This is a genomic window from Streptomyces pactum (assembly GCF_002005225.1).
Lineage (GTDB): Bacteria > Actinomycetota > Actinomycetes > Streptomycetales > Streptomycetaceae > Streptomyces > Streptomyces pactum_A.
Genome location: NZ_CP019724.1, coordinates 5,177,610 through 5,203,128, shown reverse-complemented (window position 1 = coordinate 5,203,128; position 25,519 = coordinate 5,177,610). Strand labels below are relative to the sequence as shown.

General features: G+C 71.8%; 24 protein-coding genes and 1 pseudogene. 8 read left to right on the top strand and 17 right to left on the bottom strand.

From position 1 onward, the window contains the following. Nucleotides 1-9: 9 nt before the first annotated feature. Nucleotides 10-1,290 carry an LCP family protein gene (locus B1H29_RS22205; protein ID WP_199832292.1) on the bottom strand — a complete coding sequence of 427 codons (1,281 nt, stop codon included), beginning with the start codon at nucleotides 1,288-1,290 and terminating at the stop codon, nucleotides 10-12. 119 nt (nucleotides 1,291-1,409) lie between these two features. On the opposite strand from B1H29_RS22205, the gene B1H29_RS22200 reads away from it, so the two are divergent. Further along, on the top strand, nucleotides 1,410-1,976 hold the full coding sequence (locus B1H29_RS22200; RefSeq protein WP_030873063.1) for an acyl-CoA thioesterase: 567 nt from the start codon (nucleotides 1,410-1,412) through the stop codon (nucleotides 1,974-1,976). Between the two features lie 386 nt (nucleotides 1,977-2,362). Here B1H29_RS22200 and B1H29_RS22195 read toward each other — a convergent pair whose 3' ends face one another. Further along, nucleotides 2,363-3,520: an acyl-CoA dehydrogenase gene (locus B1H29_RS22195; RefSeq protein ID WP_055417265.1), complete on the bottom strand. Its 1,158-nt coding sequence runs from the start codon at nucleotides 3,518-3,520 to the stop codon at nucleotides 2,363-2,365. 180 nt (nucleotides 3,521-3,700) lie between these two features. Here B1H29_RS22195 and B1H29_RS22190 point away from each other — a divergent pair, with 180 nt between their 5' ends. Further along, on the top strand, nucleotides 3,701-5,044 hold the full coding sequence (locus B1H29_RS22190; protein ID WP_055417266.1) for a UDP-glucose dehydrogenase family protein: 1,344 nt from the start codon (nucleotides 3,701-3,703) through the stop codon (nucleotides 5,042-5,044). Nucleotides 5,045-5,156: 112 nt separating this feature from the next. On the opposite strand, the gene B1H29_RS22185 is transcribed toward B1H29_RS22190, so the two are convergent. Then, entirely contained in the window at nucleotides 5,157-5,663 is a 507-nt protein-coding gene (locus B1H29_RS22185) for a CGNR zinc finger domain-containing protein (RefSeq protein WP_055417267.1), read from the bottom strand. Between the two features lie 98 nt (nucleotides 5,664-5,761). On the opposite strand from B1H29_RS22185, the gene B1H29_RS22180 reads away from it, so the two are divergent. Next, entirely contained in the window at nucleotides 5,762-6,121 is a 360-nt protein-coding gene (locus B1H29_RS22180; RefSeq protein WP_055417268.1) for a VOC family protein, read from the top strand. A gap of 39 nt (nucleotides 6,122-6,160) precedes the next feature. Then, entirely contained in the window at nucleotides 6,161-6,553 is a 393-nt protein-coding gene (locus B1H29_RS22175) for a VOC family protein (protein WP_055417269.1), read from the top strand. Between the two features lie 38 nt (nucleotides 6,554-6,591). On the opposite strand, the gene B1H29_RS22170 is transcribed toward B1H29_RS22175, so the two are convergent. Further along, nucleotides 6,592-7,722 (bottom strand): dipeptidase, encoded by a 1,131-nt coding sequence (locus B1H29_RS22170; protein ID WP_055417270.1) that lies wholly within the window; start codon nucleotides 7,720-7,722, stop codon nucleotides 6,592-6,594. Nucleotides 7,723-8,035: 313 nt separating this feature from the next. Next, nucleotides 8,036-8,179: pseudogene (locus tag B1H29_RS40050) on the bottom strand (MerR family transcriptional regulator); the annotation flags it as partial. 3 nt (nucleotides 8,180-8,182) lie between these two features. Here B1H29_RS40050 and B1H29_RS40220 point away from each other — a divergent pair. Then, nucleotides 8,183-8,326, top strand: coding sequence for a hypothetical protein (locus tag B1H29_RS40220; RefSeq protein WP_409350898.1), 144 nt, complete (start codon nucleotides 8,183-8,185; stop codon nucleotides 8,324-8,326). Between the two features lie 91 nt (nucleotides 8,327-8,417). On the opposite strand, the gene B1H29_RS22155 is transcribed toward B1H29_RS40220, so the two are convergent. From B1H29_RS22155 to B1H29_RS22145, 3 genes are read right to left on the bottom strand one after another with little or no spacing between them, the layout of a single operon-like run. Next, nucleotides 8,418-9,596 carry a dipeptidase gene (locus tag B1H29_RS22155; RefSeq protein ID WP_055417272.1) on the bottom strand — a complete coding sequence of 393 codons (1,179 nt, stop codon included), beginning with the start codon at nucleotides 9,594-9,596 and terminating at the stop codon, nucleotides 8,418-8,420. A 5-nt stretch (nucleotides 9,597-9,601) separates the two neighbouring features. Continuing rightward, a complete protein-coding gene (gene purE / locus B1H29_RS22150; protein ID WP_079160387.1) occupies nucleotides 9,602-10,132 on the bottom strand; it encodes a 5-(carboxyamino)imidazole ribonucleotide mutase in 531 nt (176 codons plus the stop codon). Further along, entirely contained in the window at nucleotides 10,129-11,319 is a 1,191-nt protein-coding gene (locus B1H29_RS22145; RefSeq protein WP_199832293.1) for a 5-(carboxyamino)imidazole ribonucleotide synthase, read from the bottom strand. The genes purE and B1H29_RS22145 overlap by 4 nt, the downstream gene beginning before the upstream one ends. A gap of 166 nt (nucleotides 11,320-11,485) precedes the next feature. Here B1H29_RS22145 and B1H29_RS22140 point away from each other — a divergent pair, with 166 nt between their 5' ends. Continuing rightward, on the top strand, nucleotides 11,486-12,058 hold the full coding sequence (locus B1H29_RS22140; protein ID WP_055417275.1) for a GtrA family protein: 573 nt from the start codon (nucleotides 11,486-11,488) through the stop codon (nucleotides 12,056-12,058). Nucleotides 12,059-12,101: 43 nt separating this feature from the next. Here B1H29_RS22140 and B1H29_RS22135 read toward each other — a convergent pair whose 3' ends face one another. Together B1H29_RS22135 and B1H29_RS22130 are read right to left on the bottom strand one after the other, a co-directional pair. Beyond that, the gene (locus B1H29_RS22135; RefSeq protein ID WP_055417276.1) at nucleotides 12,102-13,376 is read right to left on the bottom strand and encodes an ATP-binding protein; all 1,275 of its coding nucleotides are present in this window, start codon (nucleotides 13,374-13,376) and stop codon (nucleotides 12,102-12,104) included. 40 nt (nucleotides 13,377-13,416) lie between these two features. Continuing rightward, the gene (locus tag B1H29_RS22130) at nucleotides 13,417-14,094 is read right to left on the bottom strand and encodes a response regulator transcription factor (RefSeq protein WP_055417277.1); all 678 of its coding nucleotides are present in this window, start codon (nucleotides 14,092-14,094) and stop codon (nucleotides 13,417-13,419) included. 531 nt (nucleotides 14,095-14,625) lie between these two features. On the opposite strand from B1H29_RS22130, the gene B1H29_RS22125 reads away from it, so the two are divergent. Beyond that, the gene (locus B1H29_RS22125) at nucleotides 14,626-16,122 is read left to right on the top strand and encodes an oligopeptide:H+ symporter (protein WP_055417278.1); all 1,497 of its coding nucleotides are present in this window, start codon (nucleotides 14,626-14,628) and stop codon (nucleotides 16,120-16,122) included. Between the two features lie 966 nt (nucleotides 16,123-17,088). Here B1H29_RS22125 and B1H29_RS22120 read toward each other — a convergent pair. Beyond that, nucleotides 17,089-17,784, bottom strand: coding sequence for an ATP-binding protein (locus B1H29_RS22120; protein WP_079160386.1), 696 nt, complete (start codon nucleotides 17,782-17,784; stop codon nucleotides 17,089-17,091). A gap of 188 nt (nucleotides 17,785-17,972) precedes the next feature. After that, complete coding sequence (locus B1H29_RS22115) at nucleotides 17,973-18,350, bottom strand: STAS domain-containing protein (protein ID WP_055417279.1); 378 nt, start codon at nucleotides 18,348-18,350, stop codon at nucleotides 17,973-17,975. A gap of 253 nt (nucleotides 18,351-18,603) precedes the next feature. On the opposite strand from B1H29_RS22115, the gene B1H29_RS22110 reads away from it, so the two are divergent. Further along, nucleotides 18,604-19,518, top strand: coding sequence for an RNA polymerase sigma factor SigF (locus tag B1H29_RS22110; protein ID WP_079160812.1), 915 nt, complete (start codon nucleotides 18,604-18,606; stop codon nucleotides 19,516-19,518). 79 nt (nucleotides 19,519-19,597) lie between these two features. On the opposite strand, the gene B1H29_RS22105 is transcribed toward B1H29_RS22110, so the two are convergent. Genes B1H29_RS22105 through hutU form a run of 5 tightly spaced genes read right to left on the bottom strand, consistent with a single transcriptional unit; the run spans nucleotide 19,598 to nucleotide 25,418 of the window. Beyond that, nucleotides 19,598-19,915, bottom strand: a complete 318-nt coding sequence (locus tag B1H29_RS22105) for a hypothetical protein (RefSeq protein WP_055417281.1) — start codon at nucleotides 19,913-19,915, stop codon at nucleotides 19,598-19,600. Between the two features lie 31 nt (nucleotides 19,916-19,946). After that, complete coding sequence (hutI, locus tag B1H29_RS22100) at nucleotides 19,947-21,119, bottom strand: imidazolonepropionase (RefSeq protein WP_055417282.1); 1,173 nt, start codon at nucleotides 21,117-21,119, stop codon at nucleotides 19,947-19,949. Beyond that, complete coding sequence (locus B1H29_RS22095) at nucleotides 21,116-22,519, bottom strand: formimidoylglutamate deiminase (RefSeq protein ID WP_055417283.1); 1,404 nt, start codon at nucleotides 22,517-22,519, stop codon at nucleotides 21,116-21,118. The genes hutI and B1H29_RS22095 overlap by 4 nt, the downstream gene beginning before the upstream one ends. Further along, the gene (locus B1H29_RS22090; RefSeq protein WP_055417284.1) at nucleotides 22,516-23,733 is read right to left on the bottom strand and encodes an allantoate amidohydrolase; all 1,218 of its coding nucleotides are present in this window, start codon (nucleotides 23,731-23,733) and stop codon (nucleotides 22,516-22,518) included. Before B1H29_RS22090 ends, B1H29_RS22095 begins: the two co-directional genes overlap by 4 nt. After that, a complete protein-coding gene (gene hutU / locus B1H29_RS22085) occupies nucleotides 23,730-25,418 on the bottom strand; it encodes a urocanate hydratase (RefSeq protein ID WP_055417285.1) in 1,689 nt (562 codons plus the stop codon). The genes B1H29_RS22090 and hutU overlap by 4 nt, the downstream gene beginning before the upstream one ends. Nucleotides 25,419-25,519 lie beyond the last annotated feature (101 nt).

The window sequence follows — 25,519 nt, the reverse complement described above, 5'->3', positions numbered from 1 at the left end:
GCGGCGGGCTCAGTTGCCCGTCACGGTGACCTTCTCGTCGTTCTTGAGCTGCTCGACCAGCCTTCTCACCTTGGCGTCGTCCCACTTGAGGTTTCCGCCGACGCTGCCCGAGACCGGCATGTTCATCGACGTGCCCTCGCCGCCGCTGACGCTCTTCATCGCCCAGAACATGCTCGCCAGGTCGAACAGGCCCATGTCCTTGTCGACGATGAGGGAGTCCAGGCCCGCGCCCATGGTCGGGTACAGCTTGAACGGGTTGAGGACGGTCGACGGCGTGGCCACCTGGTTCGCCAGCGCGGACAGGAACTTCTGCTGGTTCTTGGTGCGGTCCAGGTCGGAGCCGGCCAGCGCGTACCGGGTGCGGACGAAGGCCAGAGCCTCCTCGCCGTTCAGGGTCTGCTTGCCCTTCTTGAAGTCGGCGCCGGACTTCGGGTCCTTGATGTCCTGGGGGATGTCCATCTCGACGCCGCCGACCGAGTCCACGATGTTGGCGAAGCCGGCGAAGCCGATCTCCACGTAGTGGTCGAGACGCAGCCCCGTGTTGTGCTCGATGGTGCGCACCAGCAGCTCGGGGCCGTCCTCGGCGTACGCGGCGTTCAGCTTCACGTGCCGGCCCGTGCCCTTGTAGGTCTTGCCGGACTCGGAGCCGACGAAGCTCGGGATCTCCACGTCCGAGTCGCGGGGCAGCGAGATCAGCGTCGACCCGTTGTCCCCGGTGTGCAGGATCATCATCGAGTCGGTGCGCTTGCCCTCGGCGGAGCCGGTGTGCAGGTCCTTCTTCTGCTCGTCGGTCATGCCCTCGCGGCTGTCGGAGCCGACGATCAGGTAGTTCGTGCCCTCGCCGGCGCCGGGGCGCTCGATGACCTTGGACAGGTCGACCTCGCGGTTGAGCTTGGAGTCGGCCCAGAAGTACGTGCCGACGGTGGTGACGACCACCGCGGTCACCACCGTGATCGCGGTCCACTTGATCCGGCGGCGCCAGTCCGGCGCGGGCCTGCCCGGGCCGGGGCCGCCGGGGCCTCGGCCGCCGGGGCTGCCGTAGACCTGGCCGGTGTTGTAGCCGCTGTCGTACTCGTCCCGGCCGCCGTGGCCCCGGCCGTCGACGTAGGAGGGCTGCTGCGGCACTCCGTCGCCGTAGGGCGGTGCCGACTGGCCCGGGCCGGGCGGCGGCGCCTGGCCGCGGCGGACCTGCCGCATCACGCGGGCGCTCTCGGGCCGCGCGCTCGCGCTGCCGCGTCCGTACCCGCTGCGGCGGTTGTCACCGGACCATCCCTCGGGCCAATCATTCATGCGCACCAGTGTGCAGGTCCGCACCGCGGCCCATACAAGGGTCGTCGGAAAATAGGGTCGGCGCTGTTGCGAAGCTGACACAAAATACGCGGCTGTCGTCCCGGCATAAGGTGGAGGCCATGACAGACCAGGCAGAACAGGCCTCGGCCGCGCAGTCGACGGCTCCGGAGATCCCGGGCAAGCCGACCTCGGCGTCCCGCACCACCCTCAGCCACATCATGACCCACAGCGACACCAACCTGCTGGGCACGGTGCACGGCGGAGTGATCATGAAGCTTGTCGACGACGCGGCGGGCGCCGTGGCCGGACGGCACTCCGGCGGCCCGGCCGTCACCGCGTCCATGGACGAGATGGCGTTTCTCGAGCCCGTCCGCGTCGGCGACCTCGTCCACGTGAAGGCCCAGGTCAACTGGACCGGCCGGTCGTCCATGGAGGTCGGCGTCCGGGTCCTGGCCGAACGCTGGAACGAGTCCACCCCGGCCACCCAGGTCGGCTCGGCGTACCTGGTCTTCGCCGCGGTCGACGCGGACGGCAAGCCGCGCACGGTCCCGCCGGTCCTGCCCGAGACCGAGAAGGACAAGCGCCGCTACCAGGAGGCCCAGATCCGCCGCACCCACCGTCTGGCACGCCGCCGCGCGATCATGGAGCTGCGGGAGCGGCGGGTGGCGGAGGGCTACGAGGACTGATCGCCGGTGCGGTCACGGGCTCCGCACCTCGAACCAGAGCAGCTTCCCGGCACCCCGCGTGAGCAGGTCGTCCCCGAGTGACCAGCCGCCCCACGAGCCGGCGCACGCCCGCCCCCGTCCCACCCCTGACCCTCATCCCGCTACCCGCCAACAGCCCGCGGCCAAGTGTCATCCGCCCGCTCATCCGAGCACCCCAAGGACACTGACGGCCAAACTGCTCACGCCTGCCTACCAGTGCCTGCCCGGGGCGCCTCCGGACCGCGGAGCGGGACCGTACGGCCCGTCTCCTACGGCGACCGGAGGGTCCCGCATACCGTCGGCACCGGCGGCGGCCCTGAAGGGCAACAGGTCCGCCGCCCGTGACGCGCGCCCGTGTCGCGAGTGCGTTACGGCAGGTTCCTCGCCATGACGATCCGCTGCACCTGGTTCGTGCCTTCGTAGATCTGCGTGATCTTCGCGTCGCGCATCATGCGCTCCACCGGGTAGTCACGGGTGTAGCCGTAGCCGCCGAGGAGCTGGACCGCGTCCGTGGTGACCTCCATGGCCACGTCGGAGGCGAAGCACTTGGCGGCGGCGCCCTGGAAGGTGAGGTCGCCGTCGCCGCGCTGGGACTTGGCCGCGGCGGCGTAGGTGAGCTGGCGGGCGGCCTCGATCTTCATGGCCATGTCGGCGAGCATGAACTGTATGCCCTGGAAGTCGGCGATCGGCTTGCCGAACTGCTTGCGCTCCTTGACGTAGCCCTTGGCGTAGTCGAGGGCTCCCTGGGCGATGCCGAGGGCCTGGGCGGCGATGGTGATGCGGGTGTGGTCCAGCGTCTTCATCGCGGTGGCGAAGCCGGTGCCCTCCTCGCCGATCATGCGGTCGGCGGGGATGCGGACGTTGTCGAGGTAGACCTCGCGGGTCGGGGAGCCCTTGATGCCGAGCTTCTTCTCCGGGGCACCGAAGGAGACGCCCTCGTCGGACTTCTCGACGACGAAGGCGGAGATGCCCTTGGAGCGCTTGGCGGGGTCGGTGACGGCCATCACCGTGTAGTACTCCGACTCGCCCGCGTTGGTGATCCAGCGCTTGACGCCGTTGAGGACCCAGAAGTCGCCGTCGCGAACGGCCTTGGTCTTCATGCCGGCCGCGTCGGAGCCCGCGTCGGGCTCGGAGAGACAGTAGGAGAACATGCCGTCGCCCTTGGCGAGCGGGGTCATGTACCTCTTCTTCAGCTCCTCGGAGCCGGAGAGGATCACCGGCAGGGAGCCGAGCTTGTTCACCGCCGGGATGAGGGAGGAGCTGGCGCAGACGCGGGCGACCTCCTCGATGACGATCACCGTGGCGAGGGCGTCGGCGCCCGCGCCGCCGTACTCCTCGGGGACGTGCACCGCGTGCAGGTCGTTCGCGGTCAGGGCGTCGAGGGCCTCCCGCGGGAAGCGGGCCTCCTCGTCCACCGCCGCGGCGTGCGGCGCGATCTTCGCCTCGGCCAGCGCGCGGACGGCGTCCCGGAGCATGTCGTGCTCCTCCAACGGGCGGTACAGGTCGAAGTCAGCCGATCCGGCCAAGGTCTCTCACGCTCCAAAACGCTGTGATGCTGGGCACGCTAACTACCGTTAAGTAACCCGAATTTTAGAGCCCCCTCCGTGTCGTGGATAGGTGAGCTTGACGACAGCCGTCCGAAGGGCTTTCGCCGCTGCCCGGATATGCTCGGGCGCGCACCTCAGCCGTACACCTCTGGAGCACCCATGGCCCTCAAGATCACCGTGATCGGCACCGGCTATCTCGGCGCGACCCATGCGGCGGCGATGGCCGAGCTGGGTTTCGACGTGCTGGGCCTGGACGTGGTGCCCGAGAAGATCGAGATGCTCCAGCGGGGCCAGGTCCCGATGTACGAGCCGGGTCTCGAGGAGCTGCTGCGCAAGCACGTCGCGGGGATCGGGGGGTCCAGCGGACGACTGCGCTTCACCACCGACTTCGCCGAGGTCGCGGCCTTCGGCGACGTGCACTTCCTGTGCGTGAACACGCCGCAGAAGCACGGCGAGTACGCCTGTGACATGTCGTACGTCGACTCCGCACTGGCCTCGCTCGCGCCGCACCTGACCGGTCCCGCACTCGTCGTCGGCAAGTCGACCGTGCCGGTGGGTTCCGCCGACCGGCTGGCCGCCTACCTCGCCGCGCACGCGCCGGCCGGCGACGACGCCGAGCTGGCCTGGAACCCGGAGTTCCTCCGTGAGGGCTTCGCCGTGCGGGACACACTGCACCCCGACCGACTCGTGGTCGGCGTGCGCAGCGAGCGGGCGGAGAAGCTGCTGCGCGAGGTGTACGCCACGCCGATCGAGGAGGGCTCGCCCTTCGTCGTCACCGACTTCCCGACGGCCGAGCTGGTGAAGACCTCCGCCAACTCCTTCCTCGCCACCAAGATCTCCTTCATCAACGCGATGGCGGAGGTGTGCGAGGCCGCGGACGGTGACGTCGCCAAGCTGGCGGAGGCGATCGGGTACGACGACCGGATCGGGAAGAAGTTCCTGCGGGCGGGCATCGGGTTCGGCGGCGGCTGTCTGCCGAAGGACATCCGGGCGTTCATGGCGCGCGCCGGTGAGCTGGGCGCCGACCAGGCGCTCACCTTCCTGCGCGAGATCGACTCCATCAACATGCGCCAGCGCGGCCAGATGGTGGAACTGACCCGGCAGGCACTGGGCGGCGGCCCGTTCCTCGGCAAGCGGATCGCCGTGCTGGGCGCCACCTTCAAGCCCGACTCGGACGACGTACGGGACTCCCCCGCACTGAACGTCGCCGGGCAGGTCCACCTCCAGGGCGCCCAGGTGACGGTGTACGACCCGAAGGGCATGGAAAACGCGCGGCGGCTGTTCCCGACGCTCGGCTACGCCGACTCCGCGCTGGAGGCGGTCCGGGGCGCCGACGCCGTACTGCATCTGACGGAGTGGCGGGAGTTCCGCGAGCTGGACCCGGAGGCGCTGGGCGAGGCCACGGCGGCCCGGGTGATCCTGGACGGGCGCAACGCCCTGGACCCGGTGGCCTGGCGAAAGGCCGGCTGGACGTACCGGGCGATGGGCCGCCCGACGGCCTAGGGCTGCCCGGTGAACGGATGACGCCGGTTCGGCCGAGGCTCAGTCGGCCGAACCGGCGTCATCCGCATTCTGCCCCACGGGGCGGCGCACCGGCCGGTCACTCCCGTGCGGGTCAGGCCCCCCTGGCCCGGTACCGGCGCATCTTGGCGCGCGCCCCGCACACCTGCATCGAACACCAGCGGCCGCGTCCGGCCGGGCTGCGGTCGTAGTACGCCCAGTGGCAGTCGGCGGCCTCGCACGCCTTCAGCCGGGTCCAGGTGCCCGCCACCAGCGCCTCGGCGACGGCGGCGGCGACCCGGGTGAGCAGGGAGTCCCCGCGGGCCGGGGCGAGGGCGGCGGAGCCGTCGGCCGCGTCGACCGCCACCACCAGCGGGGCCCCGGCGAGGAGTTCGCCGAGCGGGGTCACCGTGCGGTGCGGCGGGTGGCCGGCGTGGGCGAGCAGGCTCGCGCGCAGGGACTCGCGCAGCTCGCGGGCGCTCGGTACGTCGTCTTCGGTGAGGCCGAACCGCGCCCGGCCCTGCGGCGTGTCCAGCGAGTCGGCGCCCGTCTCGACGTCCAGCGTGTTCACCAGGGTCTCGACCAGGTCCAGGCCTCCCGGCGCGGGCGATCTCTCACTCATGCTTGCGACGTTACCGCCAATAGGGCAGCATGCAGTAACCGTTACCGGTTACCCGTGACTTACGGGTAACCGAGACCGCGGACTTCAAGGAGGAAGTCATGGCTGTCGCCGAACTGGGTGCCGTCGTCCTGGACTGTCCCGACCCCCGAGCACTGGCCGGTTTCTACGCCGACGTGCTCGGCGGCACCGTCGAGGGCGAGGACGACTGGGTCGACCTGAGGCTGCCGGGCGGGCGGACCCTGGCGTTCCAGGCCGCCCCCGGCTTCGTACCGCCGAAGTGGCCCGCGCCCGACGACTCGCAGCAGTTCCACCTCGACCTCGCGGTGAAGGACCTGGACGCGGCGGAGAGGGCCGTGCTGGAGCTGGGCGCCAGGCCGCTGGACGCGGAGGACCGGTCCCGGTCCTTCCGGGTTTACGCGGACCCGGCCGGGCACCCGTTCTGCCTCTGCGCCTGCTGAGCGAGGCCCCAGACCCGTCATCACCGGGAGGTTCCCCCCATGGCACCCGTGGCACGTTTGCGTTCCGTCGTCGTCGACTGTCCCGAGCCCCGCGAGCTGGCCCGCTTCTACGCGCTCCTCGGCGGCGGCACCCCCGAGGAGCAGGACCCCGACTGGGTGGTGCTCCAGGTGCCCGGCGGCCCGCGGCTGTCCTTCCAGCGGGCGCCGGGGCTCACCCCGCCGGAGTGGCCGCGCTCCGACCGCAACGCCCAGCAGTTCCACCTCGACTTCGACGGCGGGGCGACCTGGGAGGAGATGGACGCGGCACACGAGAAGGTGCTCGCGCTGGGCGCCCGGCCGCTGGACCTGGAGGACCGGGAGAAGAAGGACTTCATGGTCTACGCCGATCCGGCGGGGCATCCGTTCTGCCTGTGCCGGATCGAGCACGCCTGACCCGGCGGATGCCGCGCCGCCGGGCGACCGGCCGGTGCTCAGCCGTCCAGCTCGGCGATCGTCGCCGTCGACGGCTCCCGGCGCAACTGTGCCGCGCGGGCGGCGAAGGCCGCCCCTCGTAGTACGCGCTGGACGTTGCCCCAGGTCAGTAGGGCCACGTCCGACTCGTCCCAGCCGCGTCGCAGCAGCTCGGCGATGAGCCGGGGGTAGCAGGAGGCGTCGCCGAGCTCCAGCGGGTGGGCGGTACCGGCGTCGTAGGTGCCGGACAGGCCGACGCTCCGCGGGCCGGCCACCGTGCGGACGTGGTCGAGGTGGTCGGCGACGTCCCGGACGGTCGGGCCGGTCTGTTCGGCGGTCAGCGGCACCATGCACAGGCCCCCTGCCGCGCCCAGCTCGACGAGCAGGTCGTCGGGGAGGTTGGCGGGGTGCGGGCGCAGGGCACGGGCGGCGGAGCGGGTGCACAGCGCCGGCGCCTTGGAGACGGCGAAGGTACGGCGGATGGTCTCGGCGGAGGCACCGGAGAGGTCGGTGACGACACCGAGCCGGTTCATCTCGCGGACGACCTCCTCGCCGAACCGGGTCAGCCCCGTCTCGCTCGCCCAGGTCGCCCCGGTCAGCGTGAGCACGCGCAGACCGAGGGCGTGCAGCGAACGCAGGATGCCGAGGCAGTCACCGAGGGCGGCGGCGCCGGCGGGGCCGGGCAGCACGGCGACCCGGCCGCAGTTGCGGGCGTCGATGGCCTGCCCGGCGTCGTACGCCAGGCGCAGCCCCTCCGGGTGGGCCCGGACGACCATCTTGACCAGGTCGAGCTGCTCCATGGTGGCGCCGACGGCCCGGTCCCCGTCGATGGCGTCGGGCAGGTGCAGGGACCAGAACAGCGCCCCCACGTGGCCCTCGCGGAGCCGGGGCACATCGGTGTCGACGGCGCTCTCGCCGAGTTCCAGGTCGTACCAGGGCAGGTGCTTGAGCGCCCAGGGCAGGCCGCTGTAGCCGTCGGCGACGGGGTGGGCGGCCAGCACGGCGTGCGCCCGGGTCAGCGGCTCGTCGCCGGGATCGGACACGAGCGCGTACGGCTCCGGCGGGAAGGCCTCCGCGCCGAGCGGCACGGGCAGGTCGTCGAGCCCGCCGGCCTCGGTGCTGGTGTGCAGGTCGTCCTGGAGGTCTGCCATGGCGGGCTCCGTACGGTCGTCGTGCGTTAGCGTCACCGTCGCACGGAGCGGAAAGGGCTTCCTGGTGGATGGGGCGTTCGGGGGTACGGCGGTCAGCCCCGGGCCGCCGCCTCGATGACCTCGCCCAGGGTGTCCCGGGAGCGGAGCAGGTCGGCGATGGCGGGTCGATGCGGGAGCGCTCGGCGGTGAGGTCGGCGACCAGCCGGGGCGTGGCCACGACCGCGGGTCCGCCGTCCGCGTCCCGCATGCACGGCAGCAACTGCGCGATCTCGCTGCCGCACAGCCCGGCCGCGAACAGCTCCTGGATACGTACGACCCGGTCGACGGCCGCCTTTCGCTTACTCGCGGTGCCCGCCGGGCGTACGCTCGGCCGCGAGCAGTCCTGCTTCTCGTAGTAGCGCAGCGAGCGCTCACTGACGTTCGTGCGCCGGGCGGGCTCGGGCTCGCGTATCTGCACCTGGTGTACGCCGACCCCGACGCCCCGGTGTTCCGGAGGATCCGCGCCGGATGGCCCGGTGTGCTGATCGCCGACCCGGTGCTGGGCGAGGAGCTCTCCACGGACGCCGTGCGCCGTGCCTCCGAGCGGCTGCCGGCGCGCCGCTGAACCCGGTGCGGGACCGGTACCTCATGTACGTGGGCGGGGCGACCGGCTACACCGACTACCCCGCCCTCGGAGCCCCCGTGGAGAGGGCGGTTCAGCCGTCCAGGTCCGCCAGTGTGGCGTTGGACGGCCCCCTCGTCTCCTGGAGCCCGCGCGCCACGTCCTCGGCCGCGCCCAGCACCCGGACCGCGTTCTTCCAGGTCAGTTTGGCCAGGTCGGCCTGGGACCAGCCGCGGTCGAGCAGCTCGGCGATCAGGTTCGGATAGCCGGACACGTCGCCGAGGCCGTCGGGCGTGAAGGCCGTGCCGTCGTAGTCGCCGCCGATGCCGAGGTGGTCGACGCCGGCGACCTCGCGCATGTGGTCGAGGTGGTCGGCGACCGTGGACACCGTGGCGACCGGGCGCGGGGTGCGCTCCTCGAAGGCGCGGTGGACCTTCATCGCCTCGGCGCTGGTGTCCAGGTGGTGGAAGCCGTGCGCGCGCATGTTGTCGTCGGCGGCGGCCGTCCAGTCCACGGCCGCCTGGAGCACGAACTTCGGCACGAACGTCACCATCGCCATGCCGCCGTTGGCCGGCAGCCGCTCCAGCACGTCGTCCGGGATGTTGCGCGGGTGGTCGCAGACGGCCCGCGCGGAGGAGTGGGAGAAGATCACCGGCGCCGTCGACGTGTCCAGCGCGTCGCGCATCGTCGTCGCCGCCACGTGCGAGAGGTCGACCAGCATGCCCTCGCGGTTCATCTCCCGCACGACCTCGCGGCCGAAGGCCGACAGACCGCCCACGGCGGGCTCGTCGGTCGCCGAGTCCGCCCACGCGACGTTGTCGTTGTGGGTGAGGGTCATGTAGCGCACACCGAGCGCGTACAGCGCGCGGAGGGTGGCGAGCGAGTCGTCGATGGAGTGGCCGCCCTCGGCGCCCATCAGGGACGCGATCCGGCCCTCGGCGCGCGCGGCCGCCATGTCGGCGGCGGTCAGCGCGGCCCGCAGGTCCTCGGGGTGGCGGTCGATCAGCCGCCGTACGCAGTCGATCTGCTCCAGCGTCGCGGTCACCGCGCCCGGCAGGTCGGAACGGACGTACACCGACCAGTACTGCGCGCCGACGCCGCCCGAGCGCAGCCGGGCGAGGTCGGTGTGCAGGTGGGCGGACTGGTCGGCGGCGATGTCACGGGCGTCGAGGTCGTAGCGGACCTGCTCGCGCAGCGCCCAGGGCAGGTCGTTGTGGCCGTCGACGACGGGGAACTCCCGCAGCAGCTCCCGGGCCCGGTCCAGGGACGTCATCCGGGTCACTTCCCGAATCCGAAGCCCGCGGAGCCCTCGACCTTGGTGCGCAGCCGCTTGCCCTTCTCGGTGGCCTGGTCGTTGAGGTCCTGCTGGAACTCGCGCATCCGGACCAGCAGCTCCTCGTCGTGCGCGGCGAGCATCCGCGCAGCCAGCAGACCGGCGTTGCGGGCGCCGCCGACCGAGACGGTCGCGACCGGCACACCGGCCGGCATCTGCACGATGGACAGGAGGCTGTCCATGCCGTCCAGGTACTTCAGCGGCACCGGCACGCCGATGACCGGCAGCGGGGTGACGGAGGCGAGCATGCCGGGCAGGTGGGCGGCACCGCCGGCCCCGGCGACGATCGCCTTCAGTCCGCGGCCGGCGGCCTGCTCGCCGTACGCGATCATCTCGTGCGGCATGCGGTGCGCGGAGACTACGTCGACCTCGTAGGCGATCTCGAACTCGTCGAGTGCCTTGGCGGCGGCCTCCATCACGGGCCAGTCGGAGTCCGACCCCATGACGATGCCCACGACCGGGCTTACCGGGCTCATTCGGTGATCGTCCCTCTCAGGTAGCCGGCAGCGTGACGGGCGCGCTCCAGCACGTCGTCCAGGTCGTCGCCGTAGGTGTTGACGTGACCCACCTTGCGGCCGGGCTTCACGTCCTTGCCGTACATGTGGATCTTGAGCTGCGGGTCGCGGGCCATGCAGTGCAGGTACGCGGAGTACATGTCCGGGTAGTCGCCGCCGAGGACGTTGACCATGACCGTCCACGGGGCGCGCGGGCGCGGGTCGCCGAGGGGGAGGTCGAGGACCGCGCGGACGTGGTTGGCGAACTGCGAGGTGATCGCGCCGTCCATGGTCCAGTGGCCGGAGTTGTGCGGGCGCATCGCCAGTTCGTTGACGAGGACGCGGCCGTCGCGGGTCTGGAACAGCTCGACGGCGAGGTGGCCGACGACGTCCAGTTCCTTGGCGATGCCGAGCGCCATCTCCTCGGCCCTGAGCGCCAGGGTTTCGTCGAGGCCGGGCGCGGGCGCGATCACCGTGTCGCAGACGCCGTTCACCTGCCGGGACTCGACGACGGGGTACGCCACCGCCTGGCCGTGCGGGGAGCGGACCACGTTGGCGGCCAGCTCGCGGACGAAGTCGACCTTCTCCTCCGCCAGCACGGGCACACCGGCGCGGAACGGCTCGGCGGCCTCCTCGGCGGAGTTCACGACCCACACGCCCTTGCCGTCGTACCCGCCGCGGACCGTCTTGAGTACGACGGGGAAACCGCCCGCCCGTCGCCCACCACCCTTGCCGGAGGGCGCTTCGTGCCCGCCCCGTCCGAGCTCGTCGGCGAAGGCCGCCACGTCGGCCGGATCGCGCACGATCCGGTGCCGTGGGCAGGGCACGCCGATCGCGTCGAGCTTCGCGCGCATCACGCCCTTGTCCTGGGCGTGCACGAGCGCGTCGGGACCGGGGCGGACGGGGATGCCGTCCGCCTCCAGGGCCCTGAGGTGCTCGGTCGGCACGTGCTCGTGATCGAAGGTGATCACGTCACAGCCGCGCGCGAACTCGCGGAGCGTGTCCAGATCGCGATAGTCGCCGATGACGACTTCGTTCACGACCTGCGCCGCGGAGTCCTGAGGAGTGTCACTGAGAAGCTTGAACCTGATGCCCAGCGGGATGCCCGACTCGTGTGTCATACGAGCGAGCTGGCCACCGCCGACCATACCGACTACAGGGAACGTCACACCCCTAGCGTATCGGCCGCCGGGAGCCCACCCGTTTACCGGCCGTTTCCCCGGGTGCAGGGCCCCCCTTTCCCGTCGCCCGGCGTCCGTCAGCAGGAAGATCGCGCGTCCGGGTGGTTAGCATGAACAGATTGACGCCAACCGATGGACGGGGGCCTGCACGACCATGGGACATGGTTCCTCGGGTGCTCATACGGTTCCCCCCACGCCCCCCGCGCCCCGCGGCGCGGTGCGGCAGCGGATCGACCGGCTCGTCCGTGAGGTCGTGAAGTTCGGCGCGGTGGGCGGTGCGGGGGTCCTGGTCAACCTGCTCGTGTTCAACCTGGTGCGGCACGCGACCGACCTCCAGGTGGTGCGGGCCAGCATCGTCGCGACCATCGTCGCGATCGTCTTCAACTACCTGGGCTTTCGCTACTTCACCTACCGGGACCGCGACAAGAGCCGCCGGACCCGCGAGATGTCGCTGTTCCTGCTGTTCAGCGCGGTGGGGCTGGTGATCGAGAACGGCGTGCTGTACACGGCGACGTACGGCTTCGGCTGGGACAGCCCGCTGCAGAGCAACATCTTCAAGTTCCTCGGCATCGGCATCGGCACGCTGTTCCGCTTCTGGTCGTACCGCACCTGGGTCTTCCGGGCGCTGCCGGTCCGCGAGCCGGTGACGCGGGCGGACACCTTCCCGGAGCACGAGCAGCCGACGGCGGTACGTGCCAAGGACGGCACCCCCGCGGCCCACCGCTGACGCGGCCGGGACCCGCCGGGGCAGGCGCCGCAGGCCGGTACGCCTAGCGCACCGTGTGCCCCGAGTCCCCGGACGACTTCTTCGGCGGCGGCGTGCGGGACAGGAACAGGCCGAACACCGGGGGGCGGCTCTGGAGCAGCTCCAGCCGGCCGCCGTCCGCCTCGGCGAGGTCGCGGGCGACGGCCAGACCGATGCCCGTCGAGTTCCGCCCGCTGATCGCGCGCTCGAAGATCCGCGCCCCCAGGTCTCCCGGGACGCCGGCCCCCTCGTCGGTGACCTCGACCACCGCCTGGTTGCCGGTCACCCGGGTCCGCAGGGCCACCGTGCCGCCGCCGTGCATCAGGGAGTTCTCGATCAGCGCGGCCAGCACCTGCGCCACCGCGCCCGGAGTGCCCACGGCCGTCAGATGCCGCTTGCCGGAGCTGACGATCGCCCGCCCCTCGCTGCGGTAGGCGGGGCGCCACTCGTCGATCTGCTGCTGGATGACGTCGTCCAGCTCGAACGTGACGGCGGAGCCGCTGCGCGGGTCCCGGGAGTTCGTCAGCAGCCGGTCGACGACGTCCGTCAGCCGCTCCACCTGCGACAGCGCGATCGCCGCCTCCTCCTTCACCGTCTCCAGTTCGTCGGTGAGGGTGATCTCCTCCAGTCGCATGGACAGCGCGGTCAGCGGTGTCCGCAGTTGGTGGGAGGCGTCGGCGGCCAGGCGGCGCTCGGCGGTGAGCATCCGGGCGATGCGCTCGGCGGAGGAGTCCAGCACGTCCGCGACCCGGTCCAGCTCGGGGACGCCGTAACGCTTGTGCCGCGGGCGCGGGTCGCCGGAGCCGAGGCGTTCGGCGGTCTCGGCGAGGTCGGTGAGCGGCGAGGCGAGGCGGTTGGCCTGCCGGATCGCCAGCAGCACCGCGGCGATCACCGCGAGCATCGCCACCAGTCCGATGATCAGCAGGGTCCGGCCGACCTCCCGGGTCACCGCGGAACTCGGCTCCTCGACGAGGACCGTCTCCCCCTCCTCGCCGGTGGCCTTGCCGCGGATGACCTCACCGACCGGCCGGCTGCCGACCTCGATGACCGGCCTGCCGGGGATCCGGATCTCGGCGTACCGGGCGTCGCGGACCTGCTCCCGCAGGAACTCGGCGTCCACCGACCCGGTGCCGAGCAGCCGGCTGTCCACGATGCTGGCCAGCCGCACCGCCTCCAGGTCGACCCGCTCCTGGGCGGTGCTGCTGATCGTCCGGGTCTCGACGATCACGAGCGAGACGCCGAACACGGCGATCACGACGAGCACCACGGCGAGCGTGGACTGGATCAGTCGACGGCGCATGTCCTCTTACCCGGGCAGGCCCTACGTTCTTCTCGGCGGCTCAGTTCTTCTCGAAACGGAAGCCCACGCCGCGCACGGTGGCGATGTAGCGGGGGTTCGCCGCGTCGTCCCCCAGCTTCTTGCGGAGCCAGGAGATGTGCATGTCGAGGGTCTTGGTCGACGACCACCAGGTGGTGTCCCAGACCTCGCGCATCAACTGGTCCCGGGTGACGACCCGGCCGGCGTCGCGCACCAGCACCCGCAGCAGATCGAACTCCTTGGCGGTGAGCTGGAGCTCCTCCTCGCCCATCCAGGCCCGGTGCGACTCGACGTCGATGCGCACGCCGTGCGTGGCGGCCGGCTGCGGGGGCTCGACGGCACCGCGCCGCAGCAGGGCGCGGACCCGGGCGAGCAGCTCGGCCAGGCGGAAGGGCTTGGTGACGTAGTCGTCGGCGCCCGCGTCCAGGCCGACGACGGTGTCCACCTCGTCGGCGCGCGCGGTCAGGATCAGGATCGGTACGGCATGGCCCTCGGACCGCAGCCGGCGGGCGACCTCCAGCCCGTCCATGCCCGGCAGGCCGAGGTCCAGCACGACCAGGTCGACACCGCCCCGCAGCCCGGCGTCGAGTGCGGTGGGTCCGTCCTCACGCACCTCGACCTCGTACCCTTCCCGGCGCAGAGCGCGGGCCAGCGGCTCCGAGATGGACGCGTCGTCCTCGGCGAGCAGTACACGGGTCATGAGCTGATGGTAGTCCGCCTGGAGCAGCGCCCGGGGCGTGATCGCCCCGAGGGCCCCTCGCCCAGGGACAAGCCGGACACCCGCCGCGTGGCCTGCCCTGTCGACCCCCCGTGCGAACCTGCGGCTGTGGGGTGCCATCCTGTGTGGGACCTTCGAAAGATCGTTCGCGGTTCCAGTATCACCTGTGATCCGCGTCTCAAGTCCTTCCATACCGGGCGGTGTCCTGCCGTATGGTGAATCAGCGCCTGTAGCACCCAGGGGACCTTTGGCGACAGTTTCGACGCTGAGGGTCTCTTTTGTGTGCGGGTCGGCCCCCACGGCCGGCCTTGAAAGGAATGACCTGTGGCCGGGCCTCACCGCGTGCGTTGACACGCACGGAGGCGTGGATCCCGGTGGCCGCCGTCCACCGCTTCGCAATCCGGAGCGGAATCCCTCAGGCGTGGGGTGGGCGGACGAAGGCCGCCGGTGCCGGCCGCCCCCCACCGGGCGCGCATCGCCTCATGAGCGCGTCCCGACCAGCAAGGATCGACCATGGCGTCCAGCCTGACGAAGGACTCGGTCTCCCCGGGCACCCCCGGTTCCGAGAAGACCTTCTTCGGCCACCCCCGCGGACTGGCCACTCTCTTCATGACCGAGATGTGGGAGCGTTTCTCCTACTACGGCATGAGGGCTCTGCTCCCGCTGTACCTCGTCGCCCCGGGTGGCCTCGGCCTCGGTGCCGGCACCGCGACCGCGATCTACTCGGTGTACCTCTCGCTGGTGTACCTGCTCACGATGCCGGGCGGCTGGTTCGGCGACCGTGTCTGGGGCCCCCGAAAGACCGTCGCCGTCGCCGGCGGTGTGATCATGCTCGGCCACCTCACGCTGGCGCTGCCGTCCTCCGGCACGTTCTACGCGGGTCTGGGCCTGGTCGCCATCGGCTCGGGCCTGCTGAAGGCCAACATCTCGACGATGGTCGGCCAGCTCTACAGCGGCCCCGACGACCCGCGCCGCGACGGTGGATTCACCGTCTTCTACATGGGCATCAACCTCGGTGCCTTCGCGGCGCCGCTGATCATCGGCACCGTCGGTGAGAACGTCAACTGGCACCTGGGCTTCGCGCTCGCGGCGGTCGGCATGGGCCTGGGCGTGATCCAGTTCCTGCTCGGCAGCCGCCACCTGGCCCCGCACTCCAGCGTGGTCCCGAAGCCGCTGTCGGTGGAGGAGAAGACCTCCACCCTGCGCAAGGCCGCGTTCTGGGCCGGGCTCGCCGTCGTCTTCTACGCGATCGTCGGCTTCTCCGGCACCTACACGCTGAACTGGATCCTGGTCCCGCTGACCCTGCTGGGCGTGATCATCCCGGTACTGGTGCTGACCCGCATCAAGCGCGACAAGGACCTGGACCGCGCCGAGCAGGGAAAGATGTCCGCGTACATCTGGTTCTTCGTCGCCGCGGCCGTCTTCTGGATGATCTACGACCAGGGTGGCTCGACCCTGGCGATCTTCGCCGACTCCTCCACCGACACCAGCGTCCTTGGCTGGGACTTCCCGGTTTCGTGGTTCCAGTCGGTCAACCCGGTCATCATCATGGCCCTGGCCCCGGTCTTCGCCACGGTGTGGCTGGCGCTCGCCCGCCGCGGCAAGGAGCCGAGCACTATCGTGAAGTTCTCGTTCGGCCTCGTCCTGGTCGGCGCGTCCTTCTTCCTCTTCCTGGCCCCGCTCGCCATCGCGGACGGCGGCCACAAGGCGGCCGCGCTGTGGCTGGTGGCGATCTACTTCGTCCAGACCTGCGGTGAGCTGATGCTCTCCCCGGTCGGCCTGTCGGTCACCACGAAGATGGCGCCCGTGAAGTACGCCTCGCAGATGATGGGCGTCTGGTTCCTGGCCGTCACCGCCGGTGACGCCACGACCGGCCTGCTCTCCATCGCCGGCGTCGACCTGAACAAGACGGGCATCGTGGCCGCGGAGGCCACGCTCGCCGTGGTCGCCGGTCTCGCGGTGTGGATGTACCGCAAGCGCGTGAAGGAACTCATGGGCGACGTCCGCTGAGGCCTGCCGGCCCCGGCGGTTCCCGCCCGCGGAGGGTCATCGCATCCCGGTGGATGCGGTGGCCCTCCGGGCGTTTTCGGGGCGGTACGCGGAATGCTCCGAGGGGACTCGCTCGCCATCGGAACGGCGTTGCGGGGGACGACGTGGCTCATGCCGTCGGTGGCGGGGCCTCGGGGGCGCGGGGCGGGCTCGCGGGGCGGGGTGCTTCAGGGGCGGAAGGACGCGTCAGGGGGTACTCCGAGGGGTGGGACGCCTCAGGGTCGAGGTGCCTCACGGCGGCGGAATGCCTCAGGGGCGGGAGGCCCCAGGACTCGGCCGCCTCACTGGGGCGGGACGCCTCAGGCGCGAGAGGCCCCAGGACTCGGGCGCCACACCAGGGCGGGACGCCCCACGCGCGAGAGACCTCACGACCCGGGCGCCACACCAGGGCCGGACGCCCCACGCGCGAGAGACCTCACGACCCGGGCGCCACACCAGGGCGGGACGCCCCAGGCGCAAAAGACCTCACGACCCGGACACCAAACCAGGGCCGGACGCCCCAGGGACGGGGGCAGGCCTGCGCGGCGCACAGAGCAGGACGCCCCAGGGACGGGGTCACGCCCCCGCGCGGCGCACAGAGCAGCGTCTGCCGGGGCCGGAGTCCGCGAGGCGGGCACAGGGCGCGGGAAGGCGCATGCGGGGCTGAGGCCGGGGCCGGGACGCCGCAGAGGCGACCCGGGTGGGGTGGACGTGCGAAGCGGCGCAGAGGCGCGGTCCTCGCCGGGGTCCGGGGCGGAGCCCGGGGACGGCGGCCTGGCCGGCCGAGACGGGAGAGGGGGCGGCGAAAGGCCCCGGCCGCACGGGACGCGGCCGCCACCGGGGCCCGGGGCGGAGCCCCCGCGGCGGCGGCCTCCCTGCCGACCGAGTCGGGTAGGTGGCCGACCGGGGCGGGGTGCGGGCGGAAAGGCCGGGAAGTGCGCCGCAGGCCTACGCCGGCGCACCCAGTTCGGCCCACACCCGCTTGCCCGCGACTCCGGGCGTGCGCACCACGCCCCAGTCCAGGCACAGCCGCTGCACGATGAACATGCCGTGGCCACCGGGACGCCCCGCCCGGTGCGGGGTCCGCGGCGACGGCTGTCCCGTGCCGCGGTCGGAGACCTCCAGCCGGATCACCTTCTTCTCACAGGTGATCCACAGCTCGTCCGGCCCCTCGGCATGCAGACACGCGTTGGTGACCAGCTCGGACACCACGAGCAGTACGTCCTCGGCGGCGGCCCGCTGGTCCGCGGTATCGGAGGGCAGCCAGCCCCACGCGTACAGCGCCTGGCGGGTGAAGTCACGAGCGAGCGGGACCACGCCGCTCTGATCGTCGAAGCTCAGCCTGCGCGCCTGCCGCCCACCGCCACCCGCGGGCGCGGCCCCGGACGGAGGCGAAGCCGAGGACGAGGAACCCGAGGACGGCGAGGCCGAAGACGGCGAGGCCGAAGACACGGACGGGGACGATGACACGGACGCCCCGATCACGGCGGCCTGCCCCGCGGACACGCCCCCCTCGGACTCCCCTGGCCCGGGCACGCCCCCCTCGGACTCCCCGGACCCGGGCACGCCCCCCTCGGACGCCCCCGAAGCGCCGCTGGGCTCCGGACCGCGGTCGCCCGGCGAGTAGGGCCGGGTGGTGCTCATCAGCGCTTCACCTCACCGATTCACCAGTTCACGTTTCAAGTCGTACGTCGTACACAGTCAGCTCAGGGTGTCTCCTGCCCGACCGGACCGTCCGAACACCCCTGTATTCGGCACGAAACATGGGACGGGGCGAAAACGCCCGCCCCAGGCAGCGCACGGAACCCGCCGCCGGCCGGACAAGGACCGATTCAGTCGGACTCGTCGGCCAGAGCGGCCTCAAGGGTGTCATGGAGGGTGAAGACCGCTTCGGCCCCCGTGATTTCGAACACCCGGGCCACCACGGGCTGCATGGCCACCAGATGCACACCGCCCCCCGCGGCTTCCGCCTTCAACCGCGCGCCGAGCAGGACGTTGAGCCCTGTGGAGTCGCAGAACTCCAGACGCGAACAGTCGACGACAAGCCGGTTGAATCCCTTGGCGAGACAGTCCTCCAGCGGCTCGCGCAACAGATCGGCGGTGTGGTGATCCAACTCACCCGCCGGAGTCACGACGGCACTGGGGCCCTCTTCCCGCACTTCCACCAGAAGCCGGCCCGACTGGGCACTGCCGACCGTCCCGCGGTCCATGCCGTTTCTCTCTCCCGAGGTCGTGACTGCTTGCTGACGCCCCCGAACACTACGCCTTCCCACCGCACTCCGACACCCGAACAACCGCACACAAACGGACATACCCACACAGAACACACTTGCGGTGGGCTCGGTAAACCCGGTAGGGCTAGGTAGGACACGTAAACCGACACGGCCGGCTTTGGAGGCGCCGCACACCGCAGTGCACGTAATTGGCTTCGGCAGCCGTATGCCGAGAACGATGGAGGACATCATGTCACCCCGGCTCGACGGATCGCGTACCCAAGAAGCGACGTCGACACTCCCTCCGGAACATCTGGATCCCATCGAGCACCTTGACGCGGTCGTCGACCACGACGGCGCACTCGCCGGGCTTCCGGTCATCCCCGCCTACGACGAGGTCGCTCCGGCGGACGCCCGCGCGCTGTCCAAGACCCTCTTCGAGCGGCTCGAGTCGCTGGAGGAAGGCACCCACGAGCACGCGTACGTGCGCAACACGCTCGTCGAGCTCAACCTCGCCCTGGTCAAGTTCGCCGCCTCCCGCTTCCGCTCCCGCAGCGAGCCGATGGAGGACATCATCCAGGTCGGCACGATCGGCCTGATCAAGGCGATCGACCGCTTCGAGATGTCGCGCGGCGTGGAGTTCCCCACGTTCGCGATGCCGACCATCATCGGCGAGATCAAGCGCTTCTTCCGTGACACCTCGTGGTCCGTGCGCGTCCCGCGCCGCCTGCAGGAGCTGCGGCTCGACCTGGCCAAGGCCGGCGACGAGCTGGCCCAGCGCCTCGACCGCGCCCCCACGGTGAGCGAACTGGCCGAGCATCTGAGCCTGTCCAAGGACGAGGTCGTCGAGGGCATGGCGGCGTCCAACGCCTACACCGCCTCCTCGCTGGACGCCCAGCCGGAGGAGGACGACGCGGAGGGCGCGCTGGCCGACCGCATCGGCTACGAGGACCACGGGCTCGAGGGCATCGAGTACGTCGAGTCGCTGAAGCCGCTGATCGCCGAACTCCCCTCCCGGGACCGCAAGATCCTCTCGCTGCGCTTCGTCGCGGGCATGACCCAGTCGGAGATCGGCGAGGAACTCGGCATCTCCCAGATGCACGTCTCGCGCCTGCTGTCGCGGACACTCGTACGGCTGCGCAAGGGGCTCACGGTCGAGGAGTGATCCTCACCGGGTGACGCTTGCCCTCCAGGGGGGCGGTCCGAGATCGGGCCGCCCCCCTTCGGGATGTGTGCCGTACCACTCACATGAGGATCAGTGCGGCCGTCGGCAGGAACGGAACCAGGGCGCACAGCAGCCAGAACGAGCGCGGGGCGAGCGCGGTTCGGCGCCGCAGGGGCGCGTTGGCGAGCCACCAGAACAGGCCGAACGCCAGGACCACGGGGACGACGATCACGAGCCAGAGCGCCATGCCGTCGTTCTCCGTCGGCTCGCGCACGGTCCAACCCAGCTCGGCCAGCGGCCAGTTCACCACCAGGTACCAGACCAGCCAGATCGGCACCACGGCCGGAACGCCGAGCAGCAGGTTCACCAGGAACGCCGCCCACCAGTGCTTCGCCACCCGTCCCCGCTCCCCCCCGACGCCCGTGTGCTCACACCTTACGTACACCCCGCCGCCACACCCCGCTGACCAGCGGGACGCCGGGCCGGTAGGCCAGGTGGACGTGGCTCGGGGCGTCGAGGACGGTCAGGTCTGCGTACGCGCCCGGGGACAGGCGGCCGATGTCGTCACGGCGCAGGGCCGCCGCGCCGCCCGCGGTGGCCGACCAGACCGCCTCGTCCGGCGTCATCCCCATGTCCCGTACGGCGAGCGCGACGCAGAAGGGCACGGAGGACGTGAAGGACGAGCCGGGGTTGCAGTCGGTGGACAGCGCGACCGTGGCACCGGCGTCGATGAGGCGCCGGGCGTCGGGCCACTCGGCGCGGGTGGAGAACTCGGCGCCGGGCAGCAGCGTGGCGACCGTGCGGCTGTTCGCGAGGGCGTCCACGTCGGCGTCGGTGAGGTGGGTGCAGTGGTCGGCGCTGGCGGCGTCGAGTTCCACTCCGAGCTGCACGCCGGGGCCGTACGAGAGCTGGTTGGCGTGGATGCGGGGGTGCAGGCCCCTGGCCTTTCCCGCGGTGAGGATCGCGCGGGCCTGGTCGCCGTCGAAGGCGCCCTTCTCGCAGAACACGTCGATCCAGCGGGCGTGCGGGGCGCAGGCGTCGAGCATCTCGCCGGTGACCAGGGCCACGTAGGCGGCCGGGTCCTCGGCGAGTTCGGGGGCGACGATGTGGGCGCCGAGGAAGGTGACCTCGTCGGTGTGGCGGGCGGCGACGCGCAGGGCGCGGGACTCGTCGGCGGTGGTCAGGCCGTAGCCGGACTTGGTCTCGAAGGTGGTGGTGCCCTGGCGCAGCGCCTCTTCGAGGTATCGGGTGAGCCCCGCCTCCAGTTCCGCGTCGCTCGCGGCGCGGGTGGCGGCGACCGTGGTGCGGATGCCGCCGGCGCTGTAGGGGCGGCCGGACATGCGGGCGTTGAACTCCTCGGTGCGGTCGCCCGCGAAGAGGAGGTGGGAGTGGGAGTCGACGAAGCCGGGGAGGACCGCCCGGCCGCCGGCGTCGACCCGGTTGTCAGTGGCGGGTGCTTTGCTTGATTCACCGGTCCACGCGACGCGGTCGCCGTCGATGACGACGGCCGCGTCCCGGACCAGTCCGAGGAGTGAATTGTCACCGAGGGAGGGGTCGTTGGTGACGAGTGCGGCGATGTTGGTGATGACGGTGCTGCTCATGGTGTCCGTGACGTCCTCGTGGGGGTCGGGGCGGTGGCGGGCGGTCGTCGCTGCGCGCGCAGGGCTTCGACGGCCCGCGCGAGGGCCTGCGGCACATCGGGTACGAGGGTGTGCGCCCCGTCGCGTACGACGTGCCGTCCGCCCACGATCGTGTGCCGTACGTCCGCTGCCGTCGCGGCGAATACGGCCGTCTCGGCGCCGAGCCCGGGCAGCGGCCCCGCCGTTCTGACCGAGTCGAGGGCGACCGTGGTGAGGTCGGCGCGGGAGCCGGCCTCGATGGTTCCGGCGTCGTCCCAGCCGAGGGCGGCGTGGCCGTCGGCGGTGGCGGCGCGCAGCAGGGCGGCGGCGGTCCAGTGGCCGCGCGTGCGGGTGCGCAGGCGCTCGTTCAGCTCCATGGCGCGCGCCTCTTCGAGCAGGTCGACGACGGCATGGCTGTCGGAGCCGAGACAGAGCGGGGAGCCCGCTCGCTGGAGGGCGGCCGCGGGACCGATGCCGTCGGCGAGGTCGCGTTCCGTGGTGGGGCACATGCAGGTGCCGGTGCGGCTGCCGCCGAGCAGGGTGACGTCCTCGTCGGTGAGGTGGGTGTTGTGGACGCCGGTGGTGCGCGGTCCGAGCACGCCGTGGTCGGCGAGGAGCCGGGTGGGGGTGCGTCCGTGGGCGTCGCGGCAGGCGTCGTTCTCGGCGGTCTGCTCGGACAGGTGCACGTGCAGCGGGGCCCGCCGTTCCTCGGCCCAGCGCGCCACGGTCGCCAACTGGCCGGCGGGCACGGCCCGTACGGAGTGGATCGCCGCCCCGATCCGTGCGTGCTCCCGTTCCTTGAGAACTGAACAGCGTTCCGCCCAGGCGTCCGCCGTCCCGTCGGAGAAGCGGCGCTGGTGGGTGTCGGGAGGCTGCCCGAAGCCGGAGGACAGGTAGCAGGTGTCGAGGAGGGTGATGCGGATGCCGGCGTCGGAGGCGGCCTCGATCAGGGCCTCGCCCATCGCGTTGGGGTCGGCGTAGGGGGTGCCGCCGGGGGCGTGGTGGACGTAGTGGAACTCGCCGACGGTGGTGATGCCGGCGAGCGCCATCTCGGCGTACACCGCGCGGGCGAGGTCGTGGTAGGTGTCGGGGGTCAGCCGGTCGGCGACGGAGTACATGACCTCGCGCCAGGTCCAGAAGGTGCCGGAGCCGACCTGGACGGTGCCGCGCAGGGCGCGGTGGAAGGCGTGGCTGTGCGCGTTGGCGAGGCCGGGGAGGGTCAGTCCGCGCAGGATTCCGGCGCCGGGCGGTGGCGTGGGCGTGTCCTGGTGGACGGCGGTGATGCGGCCGTCGCGCACGTCGACGGCGACGCCCGGCACGACGCGGGTGCCGAGCCAGGCGTGCTCCAGCCAGTACGTGCGGGTCCGCTCGGTGGAGGTCACGTGCAGGCCAGCCCTTCCAGTACGTCGGCGAGTGCGCTCACCCCGGCCACGCAGTCGTCCTCGGCGGCGTACTCGGCCGGGGAGTGCGAGACGCCGGTCGGATTGCGTACGAACAGCATGGCGGTCGGGATGCGGTCGGAGAGGATTCCGGCGTCGTGTCCGGCGCCGGTGCCGAGGACGGGGACCTTCAGCTCCGTCTCCGCGCCCAGGATGCGAGCGAGTTCGTCGCGCAGGGCGTGGTCGAACTCGACGACGGGCGTGAAGGACTCGCGTACGACGTCGAGGTCGACGCCGTGGGCGGCGGCGTACTCGCGGGCGGCCTTGTCCACCCCGCCGACCACCGCGTCCAGGCTCTCCTGGTCGGCGGCGCGGGAGTCGAGCCAGCCGCGTACGAGGGAGGGGACGGCGTTGACGCCGTTGGGCTCGACGGCGATCTTGCCGAAGGTGGCGACGGCACCGGCGAGTTCCGCCTCGCGGCGGGCGGCGAGGACGGTCCCGGCGTAGGACAGCATGGGGTCGCGCCGGTCGGCGAGGCGGGTGGTGCCCGCGTGGTTGGCCTCGCCCCGGAAGTCGAACCGCCAGCGTCCGTGCGGCCAGATGGCGCTCGCGATGCCGATCCGGTCACCGGACAGGTCGAGGGCGCGGCCCTGTTCGACGTGGAGTTCGACGAAGGCGCCGATGCGGGCGAGCCGCTCGGGGTCGGGGCCGATGGCGTCCGGGTCGTACCCGGCGGCCTCCATCGCCCGCGGGAGCGTGACGCCGTCGCCGTCGGTGAGGCGGTGGGCCTGTTCGACGGTGAGCGCGCCCGCGGTGAGCCGGGAGCCGACGCAGGCGAGGCCGAAGCGGGCGCCCTCCTCGTCGCCGAAGTTGACGATGCCGAGCGGCCTGGTGAAGCGCGCTCCCCGCCCGCGCAGTTCGTCCAGGGCCGCGAAGGCGGACACGACGCCGAGGGGACCGTCGAAGGCGCCGCCGTCGGGCACGGAGTCCAGATGGGACCCGGTGACGACGGCGTTCCCGGCGGCGGGGTCGCCGAGCCAGGCCCACTGGTTGCCGTTGCGGTCGCTCTCGCAGGCCAGTCCGCGCGCCTCGGCCTGCTCCCGGAACCAGGTCCGGCAGTCGGCGTCGGCGCCGGTCCAGGCGTAGCGGCGGTAGCCGCCGGAGGCGGAGTCGCGGCCGACCGGCAGCAACTCCGCCCACATGCTGTGGAAGCTCACGCGCCGTCACCCTCGCGCGCATCGGTGCCCTCGCGCATCGGCACCCGCACGTCGCGCTCGGCCGCCACCGACTCGGCGATGTCGTACCCGGCGTCGACGTGCCGGATGACGCCCATGCCGGGGTCGTTGGTGAGGACCCGGCGGATCTTCTCGCCGGCCAGCGCGGTGCCGTCGGCGACCGTGACCTGCCCGGCGTGGATGGAGCGGCCCATGCCGACGCCGCCGCCGTGGTGGAGGGAGACCCAGGAGGCACCGGAGGCCACGTTGACCATGGCGTTGAGCAGGGGCCAGTCGGCGATGGCGTCGGAGCCGTCGAGCATGGCCTCGGTCTCGCGGTACGGGGAGGCGACGGAGCCGCAGTCGAGGTGGTCGCGGCCGATGACGATCGGCGCGGCCAGTTCACCGCTCGCGACCATGTCGTTGAACCGCTCGCCGGCCTTGTCGCGCTCGCCGTAGCCGAGCCAGCAGATACGGGCGGGCAGGCCCTGGAAGTGGACGCGCTCACCGGCCATCTTGATCCAGCGGGCCAGCGACTCGTTCTCGGGGAAGAGGTCGAGGATCGCCTTGTCGGTCCTGGCGATGTCGGCGGGGTCGCCGGACAGGGCGGCCCAGCGGAAGGGGCCCTTGCCCTCGCAGAACAGGGGGCGGATGTAGGCGGGGACGAAACCGGGGAAGGCGAAGGCCCGGTTGTACCCGGCGAGCTGGGCCTCGCCGCGGATGGAGTTGCCGTAGTCGAAGACCTCGGAGCCGGCGTCCTGGAAGCCGACCATGGCCTCGACGTGCCGGGCCATGGACTCGCGGGCACGGGTGGTGAAACCGGCCGGGTCCTTGGCGGCGGCGTCGGCCATGTCCTCGAGGGCGATGCCGGTGGGCAGGTAGGCCAGGGGGTCGTGGGCCGAGGTCTGGTCGGTGACGATGTCGATGGGGGCGCCCATGGCCAGCAGTCGCGGGACCAGCTCGGCGGCGTTGCCGAGCACGCCGATGGACAGCGGCTTCCGTCGGTCGCGGGCCTCGGTGGCGAGCTGGAGGGCGTGGTCGAGGGAGTCGGCCCTGACGTCGAGGTAGCGGTGCTCGATGCGGCGGTCGATGGCGCGCGGGTCGCAGTCGACACAGATCGCGACGCCGTCGTTCATGGTGACCGCGAGGGGCTGGGCGCCGCCCATGCCGCCGAGGCCGGCGGTGAGGGTGATGGTCCCGGCGAGGGTGCCGCCGAACTTCTTGGCGGCCACGGCCGCGAAGGTCTCGTAGGTGCCCTGGAGGATGCCCTGGGTGCCGATGTAGATCCAGGAGCCGGCCGTCATCTGCCCGTACATGGTCAGGCCGAGGGCCTCCAGGCGGCGGAACTCCTCCCAGTTGGCCCAGTCGCCGACGAGGTTGGAGTTGGCGATGAGGACGCGCGGGGCCCACTCGTGGGTCTGCATGACGCCGACCGGGCGGCCCGACTGGACCAGCATCGTCTCGTCCTGCTTGAGGGTGCGCAGCGTGCGGACCATGGCGTCGAAGGAGCGCCAGTCGCGGGCCGCCTTGCCGGTGCCGCCGTAGACGACGAGCTTGTCGGGGTGCTCGGCGACCTCGGGGTCGAGGTTGTTCTGCAGCATCCGCAGGGCGGCCTCCTGCTGCCAGCCCAGGGCGCTCGGCTCGGTACCGCGTGGCGCTCGGACAGGGCGGGGTCCGGGTCCGGACATGGTCTGCCTCCTGGTGGCTTGCTCCCGGCGGATTGTTACTGCGGATATTCATATCCTCGCTTCATGAATAGAACTAGTCAATACGGCCGTGTCCCGGCGCG

Excerpts from the sequence above, each read along its gene's own strand:
- B1H29_RS22130 (WP_055417277.1), bottom strand. The coding sequence starts at position 14,094 with ATGACCCGTGTACTGCTCGCCGAGGACGACGCGTCCATCTCGGAGCCG.
- B1H29_RS22205 (WP_199832292.1), bottom strand. The coding sequence starts at position 1,290 with ATGAATGATTGGCCCGAGGGATGGTCCGGTGACAACCGCCGCAGCGGG.
- B1H29_RS22175 (WP_055417269.1), top strand. The coding sequence starts at position 6,161 with ATGGCACCCGTGGCACGTTTGCGTTCCGTCGTCGTCGACTGTCCCGAG.
- B1H29_RS22135 (WP_055417276.1), bottom strand. The coding sequence starts at position 13,376 with ATGCGCCGTCGACTGATCCAGTCCACGCTCGCCGTGGTGCTCGTCGTG.
- B1H29_RS22125 (WP_055417278.1), top strand. The coding sequence starts at position 14,626 with ATGGCGTCCAGCCTGACGAAGGACTCGGTCTCCCCGGGCACCCCCGGT.
- B1H29_RS22200 (WP_030873063.1), top strand. The coding sequence starts at position 1,410 with ATGACAGACCAGGCAGAACAGGCCTCGGCCGCGCAGTCGACGGCTCCG.
- B1H29_RS22185 (WP_055417267.1), bottom strand. The coding sequence starts at position 5,663 with ATGAGTGAGAGATCGCCCGCGCCGGGAGGCCTGGACCTGGTCGAGACC.
- hutI (WP_055417282.1), bottom strand. The coding sequence starts at position 21,119 with ATGAGCAGCACCGTCATCACCAACATCGCCGCACTCGTCACCAACGAC.
- B1H29_RS22110 (WP_079160812.1), top strand. The coding sequence starts at position 18,604 with ATGTCACCCCGGCTCGACGGATCGCGTACCCAAGAAGCGACGTCGACA.
- hutU (WP_055417285.1), bottom strand. The coding sequence starts at position 25,418 with ATGTCCGGACCCGGACCCCGCCCTGTCCGAGCGCCACGCGGTACCGAG.
- purE (WP_079160387.1), bottom strand. The coding sequence starts at position 10,132 with ATGAGCCCGGTAAGCCCGGTCGTGGGCATCGTCATGGGGTCGGACTCC.
- B1H29_RS22155 (WP_055417272.1), bottom strand. The coding sequence starts at position 9,596 with ATGACGTCCCTGGACCGGGCCCGGGAGCTGCTGCGGGAGTTCCCCGTC.
- B1H29_RS22180 (WP_055417268.1), top strand. The coding sequence starts at position 5,762 with ATGGCTGTCGCCGAACTGGGTGCCGTCGTCCTGGACTGTCCCGACCCC.
- B1H29_RS22120 (WP_079160386.1), bottom strand. The coding sequence starts at position 17,784 with ATGAGCACCACCCGGCCCTACTCGCCGGGCGACCGCGGTCCGGAGCCC.
- B1H29_RS22170 (WP_055417270.1), bottom strand. The coding sequence starts at position 7,722 with ATGGCAGACCTCCAGGACGACCTGCACACCAGCACCGAGGCCGGCGGG.
- B1H29_RS22115 (WP_055417279.1), bottom strand. The coding sequence starts at position 18,350 with ATGGACCGCGGGACGGTCGGCAGTGCCCAGTCGGGCCGGCTTCTGGTG.
- B1H29_RS22140 (WP_055417275.1), top strand. The coding sequence starts at position 11,486 with ATGGGACATGGTTCCTCGGGTGCTCATACGGTTCCCCCCACGCCCCCC.
- B1H29_RS22190 (WP_055417266.1), top strand. The coding sequence starts at position 3,701 with ATGGCCCTCAAGATCACCGTGATCGGCACCGGCTATCTCGGCGCGACC.